12 protein-coding genes and 6 pseudogenes are annotated in these 18,858 nt (G+C 57.9%); 11 read left to right on the plus strand and 7 right to left on the minus strand.

Features of this window, described 5'->3' with window-relative positions; genetic code table 11:
• The first annotated feature begins 2 nt into the window (after positions 1–2).
• From plsC to ABOC21_RS02985, 3 genes and pseudogenes are all read left to right on the plus strand, one after another.
• Positions 3–740: a 1-acylglycerol-3-phosphate O-acyltransferase gene (gene plsC / locus ABOC21_RS02975; RefSeq protein WP_426812386.1), complete on the plus strand. Its 738-nt coding sequence runs from the start codon at positions 3–5 to the stop codon at positions 738–740.
• 84 nt (positions 741–824) lie between these two features.
• Positions 825–2,236: pseudogene (gene ftsP, locus ABOC21_RS02980) on the plus strand (cell division protein FtsP).
• Between the two features lie 18 nt (positions 2,237–2,254).
• Positions 2,255–4,538: pseudogene (locus tag ABOC21_RS02985) on the plus strand (YgiQ family radical SAM protein); the annotation flags it as partial.
• Positions 4,539–4,657: 119 nt separating this feature from the next.
• On the opposite strand, the pseudogene dkgA reads toward ABOC21_RS02985, so the two are convergent.
• Together dkgA and yqhD are read right to left on the minus strand one after the other, a co-directional pair.
• Positions 4,658–5,486 (minus strand): annotated as a pseudogene (gene dkgA / locus ABOC21_RS02990) (2,5-didehydrogluconate reductase DkgA).
• Between the two features lie 145 nt (positions 5,487–5,631).
• Positions 5,632–6,795: an alcohol dehydrogenase gene (gene yqhD, locus ABOC21_RS02995; RefSeq protein WP_426812387.1), complete on the minus strand. Its 1,164-nt coding sequence runs from the start codon at positions 6,793–6,795 to the stop codon at positions 5,632–5,634.
• 196 nt (positions 6,796–6,991) lie between these two features.
• Between yqhD and ABOC21_RS03000 the strand changes: the two genes are divergently transcribed.
• Positions 6,992–7,891 (plus strand): AraC family transcriptional regulator, encoded by a 900-nt coding sequence (locus ABOC21_RS03000; RefSeq protein WP_426812388.1) that lies wholly within the window; start codon positions 6,992–6,994, stop codon positions 7,889–7,891.
• Positions 7,892–7,943: 52 nt separating this feature from the next.
• Here ABOC21_RS03000 and yghB read toward each other — a convergent pair whose 3' ends face one another.
• The gene (gene yghB, locus ABOC21_RS03005) at positions 7,944–8,603 is read right to left on the minus strand and encodes a DedA family general envelope maintenance protein YghB (RefSeq protein WP_426812389.1); all 660 of its coding nucleotides are present in this window, start codon (positions 8,601–8,603) and stop codon (positions 7,944–7,946) included.
• A 130-nt stretch (positions 8,604–8,733) separates the two neighbouring features.
• Positions 8,734–9,921, minus strand: coding sequence for a cystathionine beta-lyase (gene metC / locus ABOC21_RS03010; protein WP_426812390.1), 1,188 nt, complete (start codon positions 9,919–9,921; stop codon positions 8,734–8,736).
• A gap of 249 nt (positions 9,922–10,170) precedes the next feature.
• On the opposite strand from metC, the gene exbB reads away from it, so the two are divergent.
• The 3 genes and pseudogenes from exbB (at position 10,171) to ABOC21_RS03025 (ending at position 11,969) form a co-directional block, all read left to right on the plus strand.
• Positions 10,171–10,902: a tol-pal system-associated acyl-CoA thioesterase gene (gene exbB, locus ABOC21_RS03015; RefSeq protein WP_426812391.1), complete on the plus strand. Its 732-nt coding sequence runs from the start codon at positions 10,171–10,173 to the stop codon at positions 10,900–10,902.
• A 6-nt stretch (positions 10,903–10,908) separates the two neighbouring features.
• On the plus strand, positions 10,909–11,334 hold the full coding sequence (gene exbD, locus ABOC21_RS03020) for a TonB system transport protein ExbD (protein ID WP_426812392.1): 426 nt from the start codon (positions 10,909–10,911) through the stop codon (positions 11,332–11,334).
• A gap of 139 nt (positions 11,335–11,473) precedes the next feature.
• Positions 11,474–11,969: pseudogene (locus tag ABOC21_RS03025) on the plus strand (TIGR00645 family protein).
• 41 nt (positions 11,970–12,010) lie between these two features.
• On the opposite strand, the gene mgrA reads toward ABOC21_RS03025, so the two are convergent.
• Entirely contained in the window at positions 12,011–13,051 is a 1,041-nt protein-coding gene (gene mgrA, locus ABOC21_RS03030) for an L-glyceraldehyde 3-phosphate reductase (RefSeq protein WP_426812393.1), read from the minus strand.
• 119 nt (positions 13,052–13,170) lie between these two features.
• Here mgrA and tnpA point away from each other — a divergent pair, with 119 nt between their 5' ends.
• From tnpA to ABOC21_RS03045, 3 genes and pseudogenes are all read left to right on the plus strand, one after another.
• The gene (gene tnpA / locus ABOC21_RS03035) at positions 13,171–13,599 is read left to right on the plus strand and encodes an IS200/IS605 family transposase (protein WP_426812394.1); all 429 of its coding nucleotides are present in this window, start codon (positions 13,171–13,173) and stop codon (positions 13,597–13,599) included.
• 213 nt (positions 13,600–13,812) lie between these two features.
• Positions 13,813–14,702: pseudogene (gene yghX, locus ABOC21_RS03040) on the plus strand (YghX family hydrolase).
• A 79-nt stretch (positions 14,703–14,781) separates the two neighbouring features.
• Positions 14,782–15,072: a DUF2623 family protein gene (locus tag ABOC21_RS03045; protein WP_426812395.1), complete on the plus strand. Its 291-nt coding sequence runs from the start codon at positions 14,782–14,784 to the stop codon at positions 15,070–15,072.
• A gap of 31 nt (positions 15,073–15,103) precedes the next feature.
• On the opposite strand, the gene yghU is transcribed toward ABOC21_RS03045, so the two are convergent.
• Both yghU and ABOC21_RS03055 read right to left on the minus strand, forming a co-directional pair.
• Positions 15,104–15,970: a glutathione-dependent disulfide-bond oxidoreductase gene (gene yghU / locus ABOC21_RS03050; protein ID WP_426812396.1), complete on the minus strand. Its 867-nt coding sequence runs from the start codon at positions 15,968–15,970 to the stop codon at positions 15,104–15,106.
• A gap of 145 nt (positions 15,971–16,115) precedes the next feature.
• Complete coding sequence (locus ABOC21_RS03055) at positions 16,116–16,676, minus strand: DsbA family protein (protein ID WP_426812397.1); 561 nt, start codon at positions 16,674–16,676, stop codon at positions 16,116–16,118.
• 221 nt (positions 16,677–16,897) lie between these two features.
• Between ABOC21_RS03055 and gss the strand changes: the two are divergent.
• A pseudogene (gss, locus tag ABOC21_RS03060) lies at positions 16,898–18,770 on the plus strand (bifunctional glutathionylspermidine amidase/synthase).
• Positions 18,771–18,858: the final 88 nt, after the last annotated feature.

Below are 18,858 nucleotides of genomic sequence, written 5' to 3' on the forward strand. Positions count from 1 at the left end.
CTATGCTATTTATTTTTCGACTAATTATCGTTGTTATTTACTGTATTTTTGTCTGCATATTTGGCTGTATTTACTGCTTATTCAGTCCGCGTAACCCGAAACACGTGGCGACCTTCGGCCATCTTTTTGGCCGACTCTCTCCGGTATTCGGTCTGAAGGTGGAAACGCGCAAGCCCGCCGATGCACAAAGCTACGGCAACGCGATATACATCGCTAATCACCAGAACAACTATGATATGGTGACGGCAGCAAACATCGTGCAGCCGCCAACCGTCACCGTGGGTAAAAAGAGTCTGGTGTGGGTGCCGTTCTTTGGCCTGCTGTACTGGTTGACGGGGAACCTGCTGATCGATCGTAATAACCGGGCGAAGGCGCACGGGACGATCGCTCAGGTGGTGAATACGTTTAAAAAACGCAAAATATCTTTTTGGATGTTCCCGGAAGGAACGCGCAGCCGCGGCCGCGGCCTGCTGCCGTTTAAAACCGGCGCTTTTCACGCGGCTATCGCCGCTGGCGTGCCGATTATTCCGGTATGCGTTTCTAATACTTCGAATAAAATTAAACTCAATCGCCTGAATAACGGCCTGGTCATTGTTGAGATGCTGCCGCCGGTTGATACCAGCGAGTTTGGTAAAGACGGCGTGCGCGCGCTGGCGAAACACTGCCGCGAGCTGATGGCCGCGAAGATTGAAGAGCTGGATCGCGAAGTCGCGGAGCGCGAAGCCGCGGGTAAGAAATAGACAGGAAACGCCGCGATAGCGCGGGCCTGGTGCTAGCGGGAAACGAATTCCCTTTCTGATTTGTCAGTATTTCATGGAGTTAATATGTCACTCAGTCGGCGTCAGTTTATTAAGGCTTCAGGCGTAGCGCTGTGCGCGGGAGCCGTGCCGCTGAACGCACATGCCGCCGGCCAGCAGCCAGAACTGCCCGTTCCTCCGCTGCTCGAGTCGCGCCGCGGCCAGCCGCTGTTTTTGACCCTGCAGCGCGCGCACTGGTCGTTTACGCCGGGCACCCGCGCGTCGGTGTGGGGCGTAAACGGTCGCTATCTTGGGCCGACGATTCGCGTGTGGAACGGCGATGACGTTAAGCTGATTTATAGCAACCGGCTGACGGAAAACGTCGCTATGACCATTCGCGGCCTGCAGGTTCCCGGCCCGCTAATTGGCGGCGCGGCGCGCATGATGTCGCCGAACGCCGACTGGGCGCCGGTGCTGCCCATCCGCCAGAGCGCCGCTACCCTGTGGTATCAGGCGAATACGCCAAACCATATGGCCAAACAGGTCTATAACGGCCTGGCGGGGATGTGGCTGGTGGAAGACGAGGTCAGCAAAAATCTTCCCATTCCTAACCACTACGGCGTGGATGACTTTCCGGTCATCATTCAGGACAAGCGGCTGGATAATTTCGGCACGCCGGAATACAGCGAACCGGGCAGCGGCGGCTTCGTCGGCGATACGCTGCTGGTTAACGGCGTACAGGGCCCGTACGTGGAGGTCTCGCGCGGCTGGGTGCGTCTGCGCCTGCTGAACGCCTCTAACTCCCGCCGCTACCAGCTGCAGATGAGCGATGGCCGACTGCTGCACGTTATCTCCGGCGATCAGGGGTTTCTGCCGGCGCCGGTTTCGCTGAAACAGTCTCTCTGGCTCCCGGCGAACGGCGTGAGATCCTGGTGGACATGACCAACGGCGATGAGGTGTCGATTACCTGCGGCGAGGCGGCGAGCATCGTCGATCGCATTCGCGGTTTCTTCGAGCCCTCAAGCATTCTGATTTCGACGCTGCTGTTAACCCTGCGCCCAACGGGCCTGCTGCCGCTGGTCACCGACAGCCTGCCGGTACGCCTGCTGCCGACGGAAATTTTGACCGGCACGCCGACCCGCAGCCGCGATATCTCCCTCGGCGACGATCCGGGAATTAACGGTCAGCTATGGGATCCGCAGCGTATCGATATTACCGCCCTGCAGGGAACCTGGGAGCGCTGGACGGTACGCGCCGACATGCCGCAGTCGTTCCATATCGAAGGGGTGATGTTCCAGGTGCGCAACGTCAATGGTTCCACGCCGTTCCCGGAAGATCGCGGCTGGAAAGATACCGTCTGGATCGACGGCCAGGTGGAGCTGCTGGTGTATTACGCCCAGCCCTCCTGGGCACACTTCCCGTTCCAGTACCTCAGCCAGACCCTGGAGCTCGCCGATCGCGGCTCGATTGGCCAGATCCTGGTGAATCCGGCGCCGTAACGCCCATCCCCTGGCCGAATCCCGGCCGGGGTAACAAAATCTCCCTTCATTTTATGCGTCAATCCGGCTTATAATCGCCGCCCTTTGGTTATTTTTTTATCATTTTTCCCCGGAAGCAATATGAGCGCAATATCCCTGATCCAACCGGGTCGTGACCTGTTTTCCTGGCCGCAGTACTGGGCCGCCTGTTTTGGCCCCGCGCCGTTTTTACCCATGTCACGCGAAGAGATGGATCAACTTGGCTGGGATAGCTGCGACATCATTCTGGTCACCGGCGATGCCTACGTCGATCACCCAAGCTTCGGTATGGCCATCTGCGGCCGCATGCTGGAGGCGCAGGGGTTCCGCGTTGGGATAATTTCCCAGCCGGAGTGGAATAATAAAGATGACTTTATGCGTCTGGGTAAACCGAACCTGTTCTTCGGCGTCACCGCCGGCAACATGGACTCGATGATCAACCGCTACACCGCCGACCGCAAGCTGCGCCATGACGACGCCTATACCGCGGGCAACGTCGCCGGCAAGCGCCCGGATCGCGCGACTCTGGTCTATACCCAGCGCTGTAAAGAGGCGTGGAAAGACGTCCCGGTTATTCTCGGCGGCATTGAGGCCAGCCTGCGTCGTACCGCGCACTATGACTACTGGTCCGATACCGTGCGCCGTTCGGTGCTGGTTGATTCGAAGGCCGATATGCTGATGTTCGGCAACGGTGAACGTCCGCTGGTAGAAGTGGCGCACCGCCTGGCCGCCGGCGAGCCGATTACGCAGATTCGCGACGTGCGCAATACCGCAATCATGGTGAAAGAAGCGCTGCCGGGCTGGAGCGGCGTCGATTCCACCCGTCTCGATACGCCGGGCAAAATCGATCCGATCCCGCATACGTACGGCGAAGATCTGCCGTGTGCGGATAACAAAACCGTTCAGCCGGCAAAACAAGAGGTTAAACCGGTCACCGTGCAGCCGCCGCGCCCGAAACCGTGGGAAAAAACCTATGTTCTGCTGCCGTCCTTTGAGAAGGTCAAAGGGGATAAGGTCCTGTACGCCCACGCGTCGCGTATTCTTCATCATGAAACCAACCCCGGCTGCGCCCGCGCCCTGATGCAAAAGCACGGCGAGCGCTATATTTGGGTTAACCCGCCGGCCATTCCGCTGTCGACGGAGGAGATGGACAGCGTGTTTGCGCTGCCGTATAAGCGCGTTCCGCACCCGGCGTACGGCGATAGCCGCATCCCGGCATATGAGATGATCCGCTTCTCTATCAATATTATGCGCGGCTGCTTTGGCGGCTGTTCCTTCTGTTCGATTACCGAGCATGAAGGGCGCATTATTCAGAGCCGCTCCGAAGACTCGATCGTTAACGAAATCGAGGCGATTCGCGACACGGTTCCCGGCTTCACCGGGGTGATTTCCGACCTCGGCGGCCCAACGGCCAATATGTATATGCTGCGCTGCAAGTCGCCGCGTGCGGAGCAGACCTGTCGTCGCCTGTCGTGCGTTTATCCGGACATCTGCCCGCATATGGATACCAACCACGAGCCGACGATTAATCTCTACCGCCGCGCCCGCGATCTGAAGGGGATCAAAAAAATCCTTATCGCCTCCGGCGTGCGCTATGACATTGCCGTGGAGGATCCGCGCTATATCAAAGAGCTGGCGACCCACCACGTCGGCGGCTATCTGAAGATCGCCCCTGAACATACCGAAGAGGGCCCGCTGTCGAAGATGATGAAGCCGGGGATGGGCAGCTACGATCGCTTCAAAGAGCTGTTCGACACCTACTCAAAGCAGGCGGGGAAAGAGCAGTATCTGATTCCGTACTTTATCTCCGCGCATCCGGGCACTCGCGATGAAGATATGGTGAACCTGGCGCTGTGGCTGAAGAAAAACCGTTTCCGTCTCGATCAGGTGCAGAACTTCTATCCGTCGCCGCTGGCCAACTCAACCACCATGTATTACACCGGCAAGAACCCGCTGGGTAAGATTGGCTATAAAAGCGAAGACGTGGTGGTGCCGAAAGGGGATAAGCAGCGCCGCCTGCATAAAGCGCTGCTGCGCTACCACGATCCGGCAAACTGGGCGCTGATCCGCCAGGCGCTGGAAGCCATGGGCAAAAAGCATCTGATCGGTTCACGCCGCGACTGTCTGGTGCCTGCGCCGACGCTGGACGAGATGCGGGAAGCGCGTCGCCAGAATCGCCATATTCGTCCGGCCCTGACCAGGCATACGCCGGTTGAGCATCAGCGCCAGACGCCTGCTGTTGGCGCGAAAAAACGCCTGCGCCCGGCGTCCCGCTAAGGCGAAATTCCCCGGCAGCGCAAGGCTTGCCGGGGTGAAGGAGTTAAGGGATAAGGTCGCCCGGACGGTGGCCGCTGCGTCGCCGTCCGGGATACGCGAAAACCGCCCTGCGGTCAGGTAGGAAGGTTAGCCGCCAAACTGGTCAGGATCTGGCCCGAGGCGCTTGTTGATATCCAGCTTCGCCATTGCTCCCAGTTCGTCTTTATCGAGACGGAAATCCCAGACGTTAAAGTTTTCCGCGATACGCGAAGGGGTCACCGATTTAGGGATCACCACCAGGCCGTTATCGAGATGCCAGCGGATCACGACCTGCGCCGGCGTTTTACCGTACTTGTCGGCCAGCTCGCGGACGATTTTCTGATCGAATACGCCTTCGCCGCCCTGAGCCAGCGGGCTCCAGGATTCGGTCTGAATTTTGTGCGTCGCGTTCCAGGCGTGCAGCTGGCGCTGCTGCAGCAGGGGATGGAGTTCGACCTGATTAATCACCGGCACGACGCCGGTTTCGTCAAGCAGCCGCTGCAGGTGGTGGACCTGGAAATTACAGACGCCAATGCTTTTGGCCAGCCCCTGTTCTTGTAGCTCAATCATGCCCTTCCAGGCTTCAACGAAATGGTCGATCGCCGGAACCGGCCAGTGCATTAAATACAAATCGACGTAGTCGAGCCGCAGCTTGCTCAGGCTCTCCTGCAGAGCTTCATGCGGGCGTTTTTGATCGTCGTTCCATAGCTTGGTGGTGATAAACAGACTCATCGCGAGGGACGTCTGCCTGGCTCAGCGCGCTGCCGACGCCGGCTTCGTTTTGATACGCGGCGGCGGTGTCAAAAGAGCGATAACCGACTTCCAGCGCCTTGTGAATGGCGGAGACGACCTCCTCGTTGCCTGCTTTCCACACGCCGAGGCCCAGCTGTGGCATCAGGTTGCCGTCGTGCAGTTTTATCACGGTTGGATGTGTCATGCCTTCCTCCTGTTAATGAAGCTTAGCGGGGTACATCTCGCTAAGGGGTAGCATTAAGTCTGGACGAAATAGCTAAAAACGGTAGTGAAACTCCTCTCCTTCGCATCCGATGACGCGAAGGAGAGGGGGGATCAGCAGGGGAAAATCAGCGTGCAGCCTCGTAAATACGGCGGCTGACGTCGAGAGTGATATCCTGGTTTTCACCGAGCTGTGTCATGCCGTGTTCTTCCAGTTTAGCCAACAGCGCCGGGATGGAGCTACCGTCGAGACCGTAGCCGCTCAGGCGAGTCGGCACGCCGAGCTGTTCGAAGAAATTGCGCGTTGCGGCGATGGCCGCGTCGATGCGCTCATCTTCAGAACCTTCGGTAATATTCCACACGCGGGCGGCGTACTGCAGCAGCTTAGCGCGTTTGGCATCGCGTTTTTCATTCCACAGTACCGGCAGTACGATGGCCAGAGTCTGGGCATGATCAAGGCCGTGCATGGCGGTCAGCTCATGTCCCAGCATATGCGTTGCCCAGTCCTGCGGAACGCCGGCGCCGATCAGGCCGTTTAACGCCTGGGTCGCGGCCCACATAATGTTGGCGCGCACGTCGTAGTTCTCCGGCTCTTGCAGCGCTTTCGGGCCATCTTCGATCAGGGTCAGCAGGATGCCCTCGGCAAAGCGGTCCTGGATTTTGCCATCAACCGGATAGGTCACGTACTGCTCAACGGTATGGACAAATGCGTCAACCACGCCGTTGGCAACCTGGCGCGGCGGCAGGGTGTAGGTGTAAATCGGATCGAGGATCGCAAACACCGGCTGCACGTGGGAAGACATAAAGGCGCGCTTGTCGCCGGTGGTTTTACGCGAAACGACGGCGCCTTTATTGGACTCGGAGCCGGTCGCCGGCAGGGTCAGCACGGAGCCCATCGGGATCGCGCTTTTGACGTTTTTACCGTGGGTTTCAAGGATTTCCCACGGATCGACGTTTTCATCATAATGCGCGGCCGCGGCGATAAACTTCGTCCCGTCGAGCACGGAGCCGCCGCCCACCGCCAGCAGGAAGGTGATCTGCTGTTCACGGGCAATTTTGACCGCGTTCATCAGCGTTTCGTAGGATGGGTTCGGTTCAATGCCGCCGAATTCCAGCACCTCAAAATCGCTCAGCGCGCTCAGGGCCTGATCCAGTACGCCGGTTTTTTTCACGCTGCCGCCGCCGTAGGTGACCAGAATACGGGCTCCCGCCGGGATTTGATCGCGCAGGTTTTCGATGGCGCCTTTACCAAACAGGATACGGGTTGGGGTATACAGATCGAAATTGTTCATTGCTCATCACCTCAATAAGAGAAAACTGCCGACGGAGAAGATATCCCGGCCAGATGACGGACATTGTGGTCTCCTCATCCGTTACCCTCAATGCACATTCCTGCCGATGTCTTGCCCATTTCTCCGCAGGACTGGAGAAAAAGCTGCGGAATGCGCACAATGAAGTCGTGAAAAAACGACTGGAGAGTCATCGTAAATGAAGCGTTCCCGGATCTGTCAGCTGCTAACTGAAAAAGTTAATACGCTGAAAAATAACGAAGAAAAACTCAGCGAGCTGCTGCCTGATATTCGGTTATTGTACGGCACGCAGCCGGGAACGCGCACGCCGGTGATGTATCAGCCGGGCATCGTTTTTCTCTTTTCCGGTCATAAAATTGGCTATATAAATGAGCGGACTTTCCGTTACGACACCAATGAATATCTGCTGCTGACGGTACCGCTGCCGTTTGAGTGCGAGACCTTCGCGACGCCGGAGGTTCCGCTGGCGGGGCTGCGGCTGAACGTGGATATTCTGCAGCTGCAGGAGCTGCTGATGGATATTGGCGAGGATGAGCGCTTCCAGCCCGCGGTGGCATCGAGCGGAATCAACTCGGCGGCGCTCTCGGAGGAGATTTTGTGCGCCGCTGAACGGCTGCTGGACGTGATGGAGCGGCCGCTGGATGCGCGCATTCTGGGCAAACAGATTATTCGCGAGATGCTCTACTACGTGCTGACCGGGCCGTGCGGCGGGGCGCTGCTGGCGCTGGTCAGCCGGCAAACGCACTTCAGCCTGATCAGCCGTGTCCTCAAACGCATTGAAAGCCAGTACACCGAGAACCTGAGCGTCGATCAGCTGGCGGCGGAGGCCAACATGAGCGTCTCGGCGTTTCATCACAATTTTAAATCGGTCACCAGCACCTCGCCGCTGCAGTATCTGAAAAGCTATCGCCTGCATAAGGCGCGGATGCTGATGATCCACGACGGGATGAAGGCCAGCGCGGCGGCGATGCGCGTAGGCTACGAAAGCGCGTCGCAGTTCAGCCGGGAGTTTAAGCGCTATTTTGGCATGACGCCGGGCGAAGATGCGGCGCGGATCAGAACGATTCAGGGGATGTAACGGGAAACGCACGCTGCGGGAAGGCGCGCTGGCGCCCTCCCGGGAAGGTCAATCAGGCGTTGCAGAACTTTTTCTTAATGACCACCACCAGCGTACCCAGCAGGCCGGCAACCAGCAGAGCGATAGGCAGTACCATCAGGCAGGTCATCACCTGATCTTCGTGGCGCTTGACGAAAGGAATCATGCTTAGCGCATATCCGAGTCCGGTAACCACGCTGACCCACAGCAGCGCGCTGAGCCAGTTGAAGAACTGGAAGCGGCGGTTGGAGAGCCCCGAAATACCGGCCATCGTAGGCAGCAGGGTGCGGACAAAGGCCAGGAAACGGCCGGCCAGCAGGGCCAGCAGCCCGTGCTTGTCAAACATGCAGGTCGCACGCTGATGATATTTTTGCGGTAGATGGGAAAGCCAGCCCTTAACGGTCTCGGTATTGCCGAGCCAGCGCCCCTGGACATAGCTCAGCCAGCAGCCGAGGCTGGCCGCCGTCGTCAGAATGGCAAGGGTGGGCACAAAGTCCATGACGCCTTTAGCAATCAGCGCGCCGGCGAGCAGCAGCAGGCTGTCTCCGGGTAAAAATGAGGCCGGCAGCAAACCGTTCTCGAGAAACAGGGTCGCGAACATGACCAGATATACAACGCCCACAACGTGAGGGTTCGCCAATGCGGCAAAATCATGTTGCCAGAGCGCGGCGACAATCTCTTGAATAACAACCATGGACTTTCCTAAGTGGTACCGTATTTTTGCCTAGTGTACTCCTGAAGAGCCCAGAACACCTTGATCCCGGGCGCAACAAAAGCGGCCGCCTCTAACAGAACGTCCGCAATTATTGCCACTGGCCGTCACTTTACACGATACGCGCGAAGCCCGCCGCTAAATCCGCCAACAGATCGTCAACATTTTCTAAACCGATATGGACGCGGATCAGCGTGCCGCTGAAATCGACTTCAGCCTCGGGGCGGATGGCGGCGATGTGCTCCGGCTGGTTCGCGAGGATTAGCGATTCAAAACCGCCCCAGGAGTAGGCCATGCTGAACAGGCTGAAGTTGTCCAGATAAGCGGACAGCTCGGCATCGTTCAGCCGCTTATTGAGAATAAACGAGAACAGGCCGCTGCTGCCGGTGAAGTCGCGCTTCCAGAACTCATGCCCTTTGCTGCCCGGCAGCGCTGGATGGTTGACCCGCGCCACCTGCGGATGCTGCGCCAGCCATTCGGCGATGCGCAGGCTGCTCTCGTGGTGCTGACGCAGGCGCACGCCGAGAGTGCGCAGGCCGCGGCTGGTCATATAGGCGGTATCCGCGTCGAGCATCTGCCCCATCAGATAGGCGTTCTCACGCAGCTGGTCCCAGCAGCGCGCGTTGGCGACCGCGGTGCCGACCATCGCATCGGAGTGGCCGATCAGGTATTTGGTGCCGGCCTGAATCGAGATATCGACGCCGAAATCCAGCGCCCTGAACAGCACGCCTGCCGCCCAGGTGTTGTCGATCATGATGATCGCTTCCGGGGCAACGCGGCGTACGGCCGCGACGATCGCCGGAACGTCGTGGACCTCCATAGTTATCGACCCCGGAGACTCGAGGAACACCACGCGGGTATTCGGCTGGACCAGGCGGGCGATATCGGCGCCAATCAGCGGATCGAACCAGCCGGTGCTTACGCCGAGCCTGGCAAGAACTTTGGTGCTAAAATCCTGGCTCGGCTCGTAGGCGGTATTGGTCATCAGAACGTGGTCGCCCTGCTCAACAAACGCCAGAATCGTATTGGCCACCGCCGCCGCGCCGCAGGGGAACAGGGCGCAGCCGGCGCCGCCTTCCAGCTCGCACATGGCTTCCTGCAGCGAGAAGTGGGTCAGCGTGCCGCGACGGCCGTAAAACAGCTCGCCCTTCGCCCGGTTGCGGGTGGCATGTTTCTTATCTTCGACGGTGTCGAACACCAGCGATGAAGCGCGCTGAATCACGCTGTTGACCGATCCTAAGGTATATTTTTTACTGCGCCCGGCGTGGACCAGGGCGGTATCAAGATGTTTGTCAGCCATGTTTTTTGCCTGTTTTTATACGTCTGGACGTCTAAACTAGCATGAATACCCGGATGTGTACCGACTTAGGGCGGATACAGGCAAAAATTTTACCAAATCCCCCGGCGGCCACTTTTTTACTGCGTAAGCGCAGGGAAAATAAACGTGATTTGCTGCACAGTGTAAATACTAATGAGAACCACTATCAATTCGATGCCGTTTTGATATTATTATGCTCAGATTTTGTGATTTACGTCCTGGAGACTCAGAGTGGGTAATAATTTGATGCAGGCGGATCTTTCCGTTTGGGGTATGTATCATCATGCCGATATTGTCGTTAAGGTCGTGATGATCGGCCTGATTCTGGCGTCGATAGTCACATGGGCTATCTTTTTCGGCAAAGGTGCTGAAATGCTCTCCAGCAAGCGCCGCCTCAAGCGCGAACAGCAGCTTCTCGGCGAAGCCCGCTCCCTCGACCAGGCCAGCGATATCGCCAACGCTTTCCATCCGAAAAGCCTGAGCTCGCAGCTTATCAACGAAGCGCAGAACGAGCTCGAGCTGTCGGCCGGCGTCGAAGATAACGAAGGTATTAAAGAACGTACCGGTTTCCGCCTTGAGCGCCGCGTGGCGTTTGTCGGTCGCTATATGGGCCGCGGTAACGGCTACCTGGCGACCATCGGCGCCATCTCCCCGTTCGTCGGCCTGTTTGGTACCGTCTGGGGCATCATGAACAGCTTCATCGGCATCGCGCAGACGCAAACCACCAACCTCGCGGTTGTCGCCCCGGGCATCGCGGAAGCGCTGCTGGCAACGGCAATCGGCCTGTTTGCCGCTATCCCGGCGGTGGTTATCTATAACGTTTTCGCTCGCATGATCGGCAGCTACAAAGCCACTCTCGGCGACGTCGCCGCCCAGGTCCTGCTGCTGCAGAGCCGCGATCTGGACCTCAGCGCCAGCGGCACTGCGCCGGTGCGTACCGCGCAGAAATTACGAGTAGGTTGATGCTTTATGGCGATGCATTTTAACGAAAACCTCGATGATAACGGCGAAATGCACGATATTAACGTGACGCCGTTTATCGACGTCATGCTCGTGCTGCTGATTATCTTTATGGTGGCGGCTCCGCTGGCGACGGTTGATGTGAAGGTGAACCTGCCCGCGTCCTCCAGCCAGCCGCTGCCGCGTCCGGAAAAACCGATCTACCTGTCGGTGAAGGCGGATAAAACCATGTTCCTCGGCAACGATCCGGTTACCGAAGAGACTATGGTTAATGCGCTGAATACGCTGACTGAAGGTAAGAAAGACACCACCGTCTTCTTCCGCGCCGATAAAACCGTGGACTATGAGACGATGATGAAGGTCATGGATACCCTGCATCAGGCGGGCTATCTGAAGATTGGTCTGGTGGGCGAAGAGACCGTTAAAGCGCAGTAGCCCTCACCGACATCTCTCCCCAGGCTGGCCTTGCGCCAGCCTTTTTTACGTCTGCCGATCCGCAGCGCCGACGGGATCTTGCATTCAGGCTGGCGGGTTGCGATATAATGCCGCTCATTTTTTTAACTTACAGGGTCTTATGGAACGTTTTCTGGAAAATGCCATGTACGCCTCACGCTGGCTGCTGGCACCGGTTTATTTTGGTCTCTCTTTGGGGCTGGTGGCGCTATCGATCAAATTTTTTCAGGAGATTCTCCACATCCTGCCGCAGATCTTCAGCGTGGGGGAGTCGGACCTGATCCTGACCCTGCTGTCGCTGGTGGATATGACGCTGGTTGGCGGCCTGCTGGTGATGGTGATGTTCTCGGGGTATGAAAACTTTGTCTCTCAGGCTGGATATCAACGAGGGCAAAGAGAAGCTCAGCTGGCTGGGGAAAATGGATGCCACTTCGCTGAAAAATAAGGTGGCCGCCGCCATCGTCGCGATCTCCTCCATCCACCTGCTGCGGGTGTTTATGGACGCGAAGAACGTGCCGGACAATAAGCTGATGTGGTACGTCATTATCCACCTGACCTTTGTGCTGTCGGCGTTTGTGATGGGCTATCTCGATCGCCTGACCAAAGTTAAGCACTGATCCCTGGCTGCCCGGCGGCGTTTAGCTACCGGGCCAGCGGTTTACTTATCCGACGAAGCCTGCCACAAATTGAGCTCACCATCGGCCACGTGCTGGTCGATCTGCGTCAGCTCTTCGGCGCTGAAAGTCAGGTTTTCCAGCGCTTTTACGTTCTCGTCCAGCTGCTGCGGACGGCTGGCGCCAATCAGTACCGAGGTCACCCGGTTATCCTTCAGCAGCCAGCTCAGGGCCATTTGCGCCATGCTCTGACCGCGATCGTGCGCCATCTCCTGCAGCAGGCGCAGGCTCCGGACGTTCGACTCGCTGAGCATCGTTTCCGTCAGGCCGCGATCTCGTTTCCCTTCATAGAACATCCGCGAACCTTCCGGGATCTGCTGAAGATACTTGCCGGTCAGCAGGCCCTGCGCCAGCGGCGTAAAGGCGATGCAGCCGACGCCATTCTCCTCGAGTGTGTCCAACAGTCCGCTGCTATCGACCCAGCGGTTAAGCAGGTTATAGGAGGGCTGATGGATCAGCAGCGGAATTTTCCACTCGCGCAGGAGCGCCGCCATCTGCTGCGTGCGTTCCGGCGAATAGGAGGAGATGCCGACGTACAGGGCCTTACCGCTCTGCACCGCCTGCGCCAGCGCGGCGGCGGTCTCCTCCATCGGCGTGTTCTCATCCACGCGATGGGAATAGAAAATATCGACGTACTCCAGCCCCATGCGCTGCAGGCTCTGGTCGAGGCTGGCCAGCAGATATTTACGCGAACTGCCGGATCCATAGGGCCCCGGCCACATCGAATAGCCGGCTTTGGTCGAGATAATGAGTTCGTCACGGTGGGCGGCAAACTCCTCGCGCAGCAGGCGGCCGAAGTTTTCCTCGGCGCTGCCGGGCGGCGGCCCGTAGTTATTGGCCAGGTCAAAATGGGTAATGCCCAGATCGAAGGCCTTGCGAAGCAGAGCGCGCTGGTCATCGAGGGCGTTACCGTGGCTAAAGTTGTGCCACAGGCCCAGCGACAGCGCGGGAAGCTGCAGGCCGCTTTTGCCGCAGTAGCGATACTGCATCCGATCGTAGCGGCCAGGGTTAGCGAACCAGGACATGCTCTCTCCTTTTTAATTAAATCCGGTAAACCCCCGGCTTTGCCGGGGGACTCCGAAAGGTTTGACCTTTAAGTCAGTCGCGCGAATCTGAAATCTCCGCCAAGAGATGAGGATTCGTGATGAGAGACTATCAGAGCTTAAGCCATACGAAATGGGACTGTAAATATCACGTGGTTTATATCCCTAAACGCCGGAAGCAGCGGTTATATGGTGCGCTGCGGCATGAGTTGGGAAAAATATTCCACGAGCTTGCGAGCCAGAAGGGCTGTCAGATTCTGGAGGGGCATCTGATGCGCGATCATGTCCACATGTGCATCAGCATACCGCCAAAGTACTCGGTATCGACAGTAGTCGGCTATCTGAAGGGAAAAAGTGCGATAGCGATAGCACGACACTTCGGCAGAGGTAAAAACTTCACCGGTGAAGTTTTCTGGGCTCGAGGTTATTTCGTTTCAACCGTTGGTTTGGATGAAGCCACGGTCAGGGCGTACATACGCAACCAGGAGAGAGAAGACGAACGATACGATCAAATGAAACTGAACGTATAGCAGCCGCCCTGGGCGGCTCATGGTTTGTCGGCGCCTTTGAGGCGCTCACCCTAAAGCCTCCGGCTCTGCCGGAGGATACTTACTTAAAACGACGTTCTACTTTATACGCTAAACCGCTGAGCAGGCGTTTGCTGGATCACACTGCGCGAGATTTCTGGCATCCCGGCGAGCTTATGCTTTGCTTAAAGGGCCTTCACTTACGGAGAACATGCGATGACGCGACTGACGGCCAAAGATTTTCCACAGCAGCTGCTCGAGTACTATGACTACTATGCCCACGGCAAAATCAGCAAACGCGAATTTCTCCAGGCTGGCGGGGAAATATACGGTGGGCGGCATGACTGCGCTGGCGCTGTTTAACCTGCTAAAACCCAACTATGCCCTGGCGGAACAGGTGGCGTTTACCGACCCGGATATCCGCGCGGAGTATATTCACTACCCCTCTGCGGACGGTCATGGCGAAGTGCGCGCTTACCAGGTAACACCGACGAAGATGACCGGCAAAGCCGCGGCGGTGGTGGTGGTGCATGAGAACCGCGGCCTCAACCCCTATATTGAAGACGTTGCCCGGCGGGTGGCGAAGGCGGGCTATATCGCCCTGGCGCCGGACGGCCTGAGCTCCGTCGGCGGCTATCCCGGCAATGATGATGAGGGGCGGGAGCTGCAGCAGAAAGTCGATCCCGTGAAGCTGATGAACGACTTTTTTGCCGCGGTGGCGTTTATGGCGAAGCATCCGCAGGCGACGGGAAAAGTCGGCATCACCGGTTTTTGCTACGGCGGGGGCGTTTGCAACGCCGCCGCGGTGGCGATCCCTGAACTGGCCTGCGCGGTGCCGTTCTACGGCCGGCAGCCGCCGCTCAACGAGGTCGATAAGATTCAGGCGCCGCTGCTGCTGCACTACGCCGGCCTCGATAGCGGCATCAACCAAGGCTGGCCGGCCTATGAAGAGGCGCTGAAAGCGCAGCATAAGATCTATGAGGCCTATATTTATCAGGGGGTTAATCACGGATTTCATAACGACTCCACGCCGCGCTATGACCGGGCCGCCGCGGAGTCTGGCGTGGCAGAGAACCCTCGCCTGGTTCGGGAAGTATTTACGCTAGCGCGATCGGCTGAAATAGCGCTACCCATTGCTCAAAAAGTCGCTATATAATTTTGTATATAACGATTGAGGGGAAAGCGATGGATAACCATTTTGGTAAAGGTTTAATGGCCGGGCTGCAGGCGGCTCAGGCCGACAGCGCCAGCAGCGCCGCGAATTTCTGTGCCGACTATAAGCGCGGGTTTGTGCTCGGCTATTCTCAGCGGATGTTTGAAAAGACCGGCGATCGCCAGCTGAGCGCGTGGGAGGCCGGGATTCTCACCCGACGCTATGGTCTGGACCGGAATATGGTTATGGATTTCTTTAAGGAGGGAAATTCCTGCACCGCGATGCGCTACTTTATGGCGGGATACCGCCTGGAGCGCAAGTAGCCGAAGGCCGAAGCCTTCGGCTGGCGTAGCCTTAGGCCTGACGCTTGTCTTCGGTTTGGCTGTCGAAGTCGCTGGCGCTATGGCGCTCGTGAAGCTGTTCGTTAAGCGGGCCGTTGGTGCGGTTAACGATCCGTCCGCGCTGAACCGCCGGGCGTCTGCCTACGTCCTGCGCCCAGCGCAGAACGTTTTTATAGCTCCCGGCATCGAGGAATTCGGCGGCATTGTAGACGCCACCGAGTACCACGTTGCCGTACCACGGCCAGATCGCCATATCGGCGATGGTGTACTCTTCCCCGGCTACGTAGCGGTTAGCGGCGAGCTGTTTGTCCAGCACGTCGAGCTGGCGCTTGGCTTCCATGGTGAAGCGGTCGATGGCGTACTCGATTTTCACCGGCGCGTAGTTGAAGAAGTGGCCAAAACCGCCGCCGAGGAACGGCGCCGCGCCCTGTAGCCAGAACAGCCAGTTCAGCGTCTCGGTGCGCCCGGCCGGATCTTTGGGCAGGAAGAAACCGAACTTCTCCGCGAGATAAAGCAGAATGTTGCCGGACTCGAACACGCGCGTTGGCGGCGTGGTTGAGCGATCGCTCAGCGCAGGGATTTTTGAGTTCGGGTTCACCGCAACGAAGCCGCTTGAGAACTGATCGCCTTCGCCGATCCGAATCAGCCAGGCATCATACTCCGCGTCGCTCACGCCCAGCGCCAGCAGCTCTTCCAGCAGGATCGTCACCTTCTGGCCGTTAGGCGTTCCCAGGGAGTAAAGCTGCAGCGGATGCGAGCCGACCGGCAGCTCTTGTTCATGGGTTGCGCCGGAGACAGGACGGTTGATGTTGGCGAACGCGCCGCCATTGTTCTGCTTCCATTCCCACACTTTCGGGGGTTGGTAGTTATTCTCTGACATGCTGATCTGCCTTTGTAGTGAGGTGTTCAGGGAGTGTAGCAGGTGGCGTATTAAGGATTTAACAGTGTGAGGCTTATTCACCCGCTGGCGATATACCCGGACGGCTTCCCCGGCCGCGTTACGCACGCCGGGGCTGCGCCCTAAATCAGGCCATTATCCGCGCGGCCCAGACGCTAATATCGTCGCCGCTGCCGAGATCCGCCTGCACCAGCCCGTTGACCATAAAGGTTGGCGACACGTGGATACCGTTCTGGCGCGCATATTTGCTGTGCCATTTGATCTCCGCCTGCAGCTCTGGGCGGGCGAAGGCGTCGGACAGTAGAACGTGGCTGTAGCGCTCGATACGCTCAACGATTTGCTGCGGGGTAGCGTTCATATTCGGCCCGCTGCAGTGGTCGGTGAATTCGAACTCTTCGCGATGATCGGCTACTGCTTGCAGTACCTTATGCGCCTGCTCTCTGCCGTGCGGCAGGGTGGAGGCCGCCAGAATACAGCGTACGATGACCCCCGAGAACATATGCCAGGGCTGGGACTGCAGGCGAACTTTGATGGTCACGTTATCCGCGCCGACCTCGTCGAGCAGGTCGTCGAGCTTATTGAATGCGCGTACCGAATACGGGCAGGTCGGCTCCAGGAAAACCTCGAAGGTACGCGGGCCATGTCCCCAGACCAGCGGTTGTGCTTGCAGATGTGGTTGTGTGCTCATAATCAACTCCTGACGTTAATTCGCGATTTGTTGTTATATCTGAGATAAACGATATCACTTTTGCCCTGCGGCGCAGGGTTATTTTCCGTAAGGGCACAATTCGCAAACCGAATGAGTGGTATCATTATTCCACCTCTGTCTGGTAAGTGCCTGCGGCAGGATAAGAAGAGGGAGTTTTGTTCCGCCAACTGCCCGGGCTGCATTAATTTGAGGTCAGGCTAATGAGCAAAGGATCGACAAGCAGCGATGCCCCTTTTGGTACATTGTTAGGCTACGCGCCGGGCGGCGTGGCAATCTATTCATCGAACTACAGCAGCTTAAATCCGCAAGACTATCCGGATGACGCCACGTTCCGCAGCTATATCAATAACGAGTATATGGGGCACAAATGGCAGTGCGTTGAGTTCGCGCGCCGCTTCCTGTTTCTCACCTACGGTTTTGTCTTCACCGACGTCGGCATGGCGTACGAAATCTTCTCCCTGCGCTTTCTGCGCGAGGTGGTTAACGACAACATTCTGCCGCTGCAGGCCTTTGCTAACGGCTCGCGTCGTCCGCCGATGGCGGGCTCTCTGCTGGTCTGGCAGAAGGGCGGCGAGTTCAAGCATACCGGCCACGTGGCGGTGATTACCCAACTGGTGGGTAATAAGGTCAGGATCGCCGAGCAAAACGTTATCCACAGGCCGCTGCCGCAGGGCCAGCAGTGGACCCGTGAATTAATCCTCGACGTGAAGGACGGCATCTACACCCTGAAAGATACCTTTACGGATACCCAGATCCTCGGCTGGATGATCCAGACCGCCGATACCGAGCACAGCCTGCCGCAGCCGGTGCTGCCGGGCGAAGCGATGACCATTCGCGGCGCCCGCCTGCCGAACAACGGGCAGTTTCGCGGTAAGTGGCTGAACGAAAAAGATACGCTGCAGAAAGCCTACGTTGACGCCAACGGCCACTTTATTAACGCCGATCCCTACCAGTATTTCACCATTACCGAAAGCGCCGAGCAGGAGCTGATCAAGGCGACCAACGAGCTGCATTTGATGTACCTGCACGCCACCGATAAGGTGATGAAAGACGACAGCCTGCTGGCGCTGTTCGATATCCCCAAAATTCTCTGGCCGCGTCTGCGCCTCTCGTGGCAGCGACGTCGCCACCATATGATTACCGGCCGCATGGATTTCTGTATGGACGAGCGCGGGCTGAAGGTCTATGAATACAACGCCGACTCCGCCTCTTGTCATACCGAAGGCGGGCTGATCCTCGAACAGTGGCTGAAGCAGGGCTACTACGGCAGCGGGCATAACCCGGCGGAAGATCTGCTGGATGAGCTGGCGGGGGCGTGGAAGCACAGCCGGGCGCGGCCTTTTGTGCACATCATGCAGGATAAGGATCTGGAGGAGAACTATCATGCGCTGTTTATTCAGCGATCGCTCACCCAGGCCGGCTTCGACAGCAAAATCCTCTTTGGCCTCGATGAGCTGCGCTGGGACGCCGCCGGACAGCTGATTGACGGCGACGGGCGGCTGGTTAACTGCGTCTGGAAAACCTGGGCATGGGAAACCGCCATCGAGCAGGTGCGCGAGGTCAGCGCCGACGAGTACGCCGCCGTGCCGATCCGTACCGGGCATCCGCAAAATGAGGTGCGGCTGATTGACGTTCTGCTGCGCCCCGAGGTGCTGGTATTCGAACCGCTGTGGACGGTGATCCCCGGCAACAAGGCGATTCTGCCGGTGCTGTGGTCGCTGTTCCCGAACCATCGCTATCTGCTGGATACTGATTTCGTCGTCAACGACGATCTGGCGAAAACCGGCTATGCCATTAAGCCCATCTCCGGGCGCTGCGGGAACAATATCGATCTGATAAGTCCCGACGACGAGGTGCTGGATAAGACCAGCGGGAAGTTTGTCGATCGCAAAAATATTTACCAGCAGTCTGTGGTGCCTGCCGAAAGTGGATGGTAAATACATTCAGGTATGCACCTTTACCGTTGGCGGCAACTACGGCGGCACCTGCCTGCGCGGCGACGATTCGCTGGTGGTCAAAAAAGAGAGCGATATCGAACCGCTAATTGTGTTGAAAGACAACGATAGACGATAATCCCGGCGGCGCCGAATCGCACGGCCCGCAAAAGCCCCGGAAGCGTCGCGCTGCCGGGGCATTTTCGCTAAAACCGGGTACTAAATAG

It is taken from the genome of Klebsiella sp. WOUb02, from assembly GCF_050058015.1.
GTDB lineage: Bacteria > Pseudomonadota > Gammaproteobacteria > Enterobacterales > Enterobacteriaceae > Klebsiella.

What these genes read in the sequence shown, in the direction of transcription:
- plsC (WP_426812386.1), top strand. Translation starts at nt 3, where the DNA reads ATGCTATTTATTTTTCGACTAATTATCGTTGTTATTTACTGTATTTTT.
- yghU (WP_426812396.1), bottom strand. Translation starts at nt 15,970, where the DNA reads ATGTCAGAGAATAACTACCAACCCCCGAAAGTGTGGGAATGGAAGCAG.
- tnpA (WP_426812394.1), top strand. Translation starts at nt 13,171, where the DNA reads ATGAGAGACTATCAGAGCTTAAGCCATACGAAATGGGACTGTAAATAT.
- ABOC21_RS03055 (WP_426812397.1), bottom strand. Translation starts at nt 16,676, where the DNA reads ATGAGCACACAACCACATCTGCAAGCACAACCGCTGGTCTGGGGACAT.
- exbD (WP_426812392.1), top strand. Translation starts at nt 10,909, where the DNA reads ATGGCGATGCATTTTAACGAAAACCTCGATGATAACGGCGAAATGCAC.
- ABOC21_RS03045 (WP_426812395.1), top strand. Translation starts at nt 14,782, where the DNA reads ATGGATAACCATTTTGGTAAAGGTTTAATGGCCGGGCTGCAGGCGGCT.
- yqhD (WP_426812387.1), bottom strand. Translation starts at nt 6,795, where the DNA reads ATGAACAATTTCGATCTGTATACCCCAACCCGTATCCTGTTTGGTAAA.
- ABOC21_RS03000 (WP_426812388.1), top strand. Translation starts at nt 6,992, where the DNA reads ATGAAGCGTTCCCGGATCTGTCAGCTGCTAACTGAAAAAGTTAATACG.
- yghB (WP_426812389.1), bottom strand. Translation starts at nt 8,603, where the DNA reads ATGGTTGTTATTCAAGAGATTGTCGCCGCGCTCTGGCAACATGATTTT.
- metC (WP_426812390.1), bottom strand. Translation starts at nt 9,921, where the DNA reads ATGGCTGACAAACATCTTGATACCGCCCTGGTCCACGCCGGGCGCAGT.
- mgrA (WP_426812393.1), bottom strand. Translation starts at nt 13,051, where the DNA reads ATGTCCTGGTTCGCTAACCCTGGCCGCTACGATCGGATGCAGTATCGC.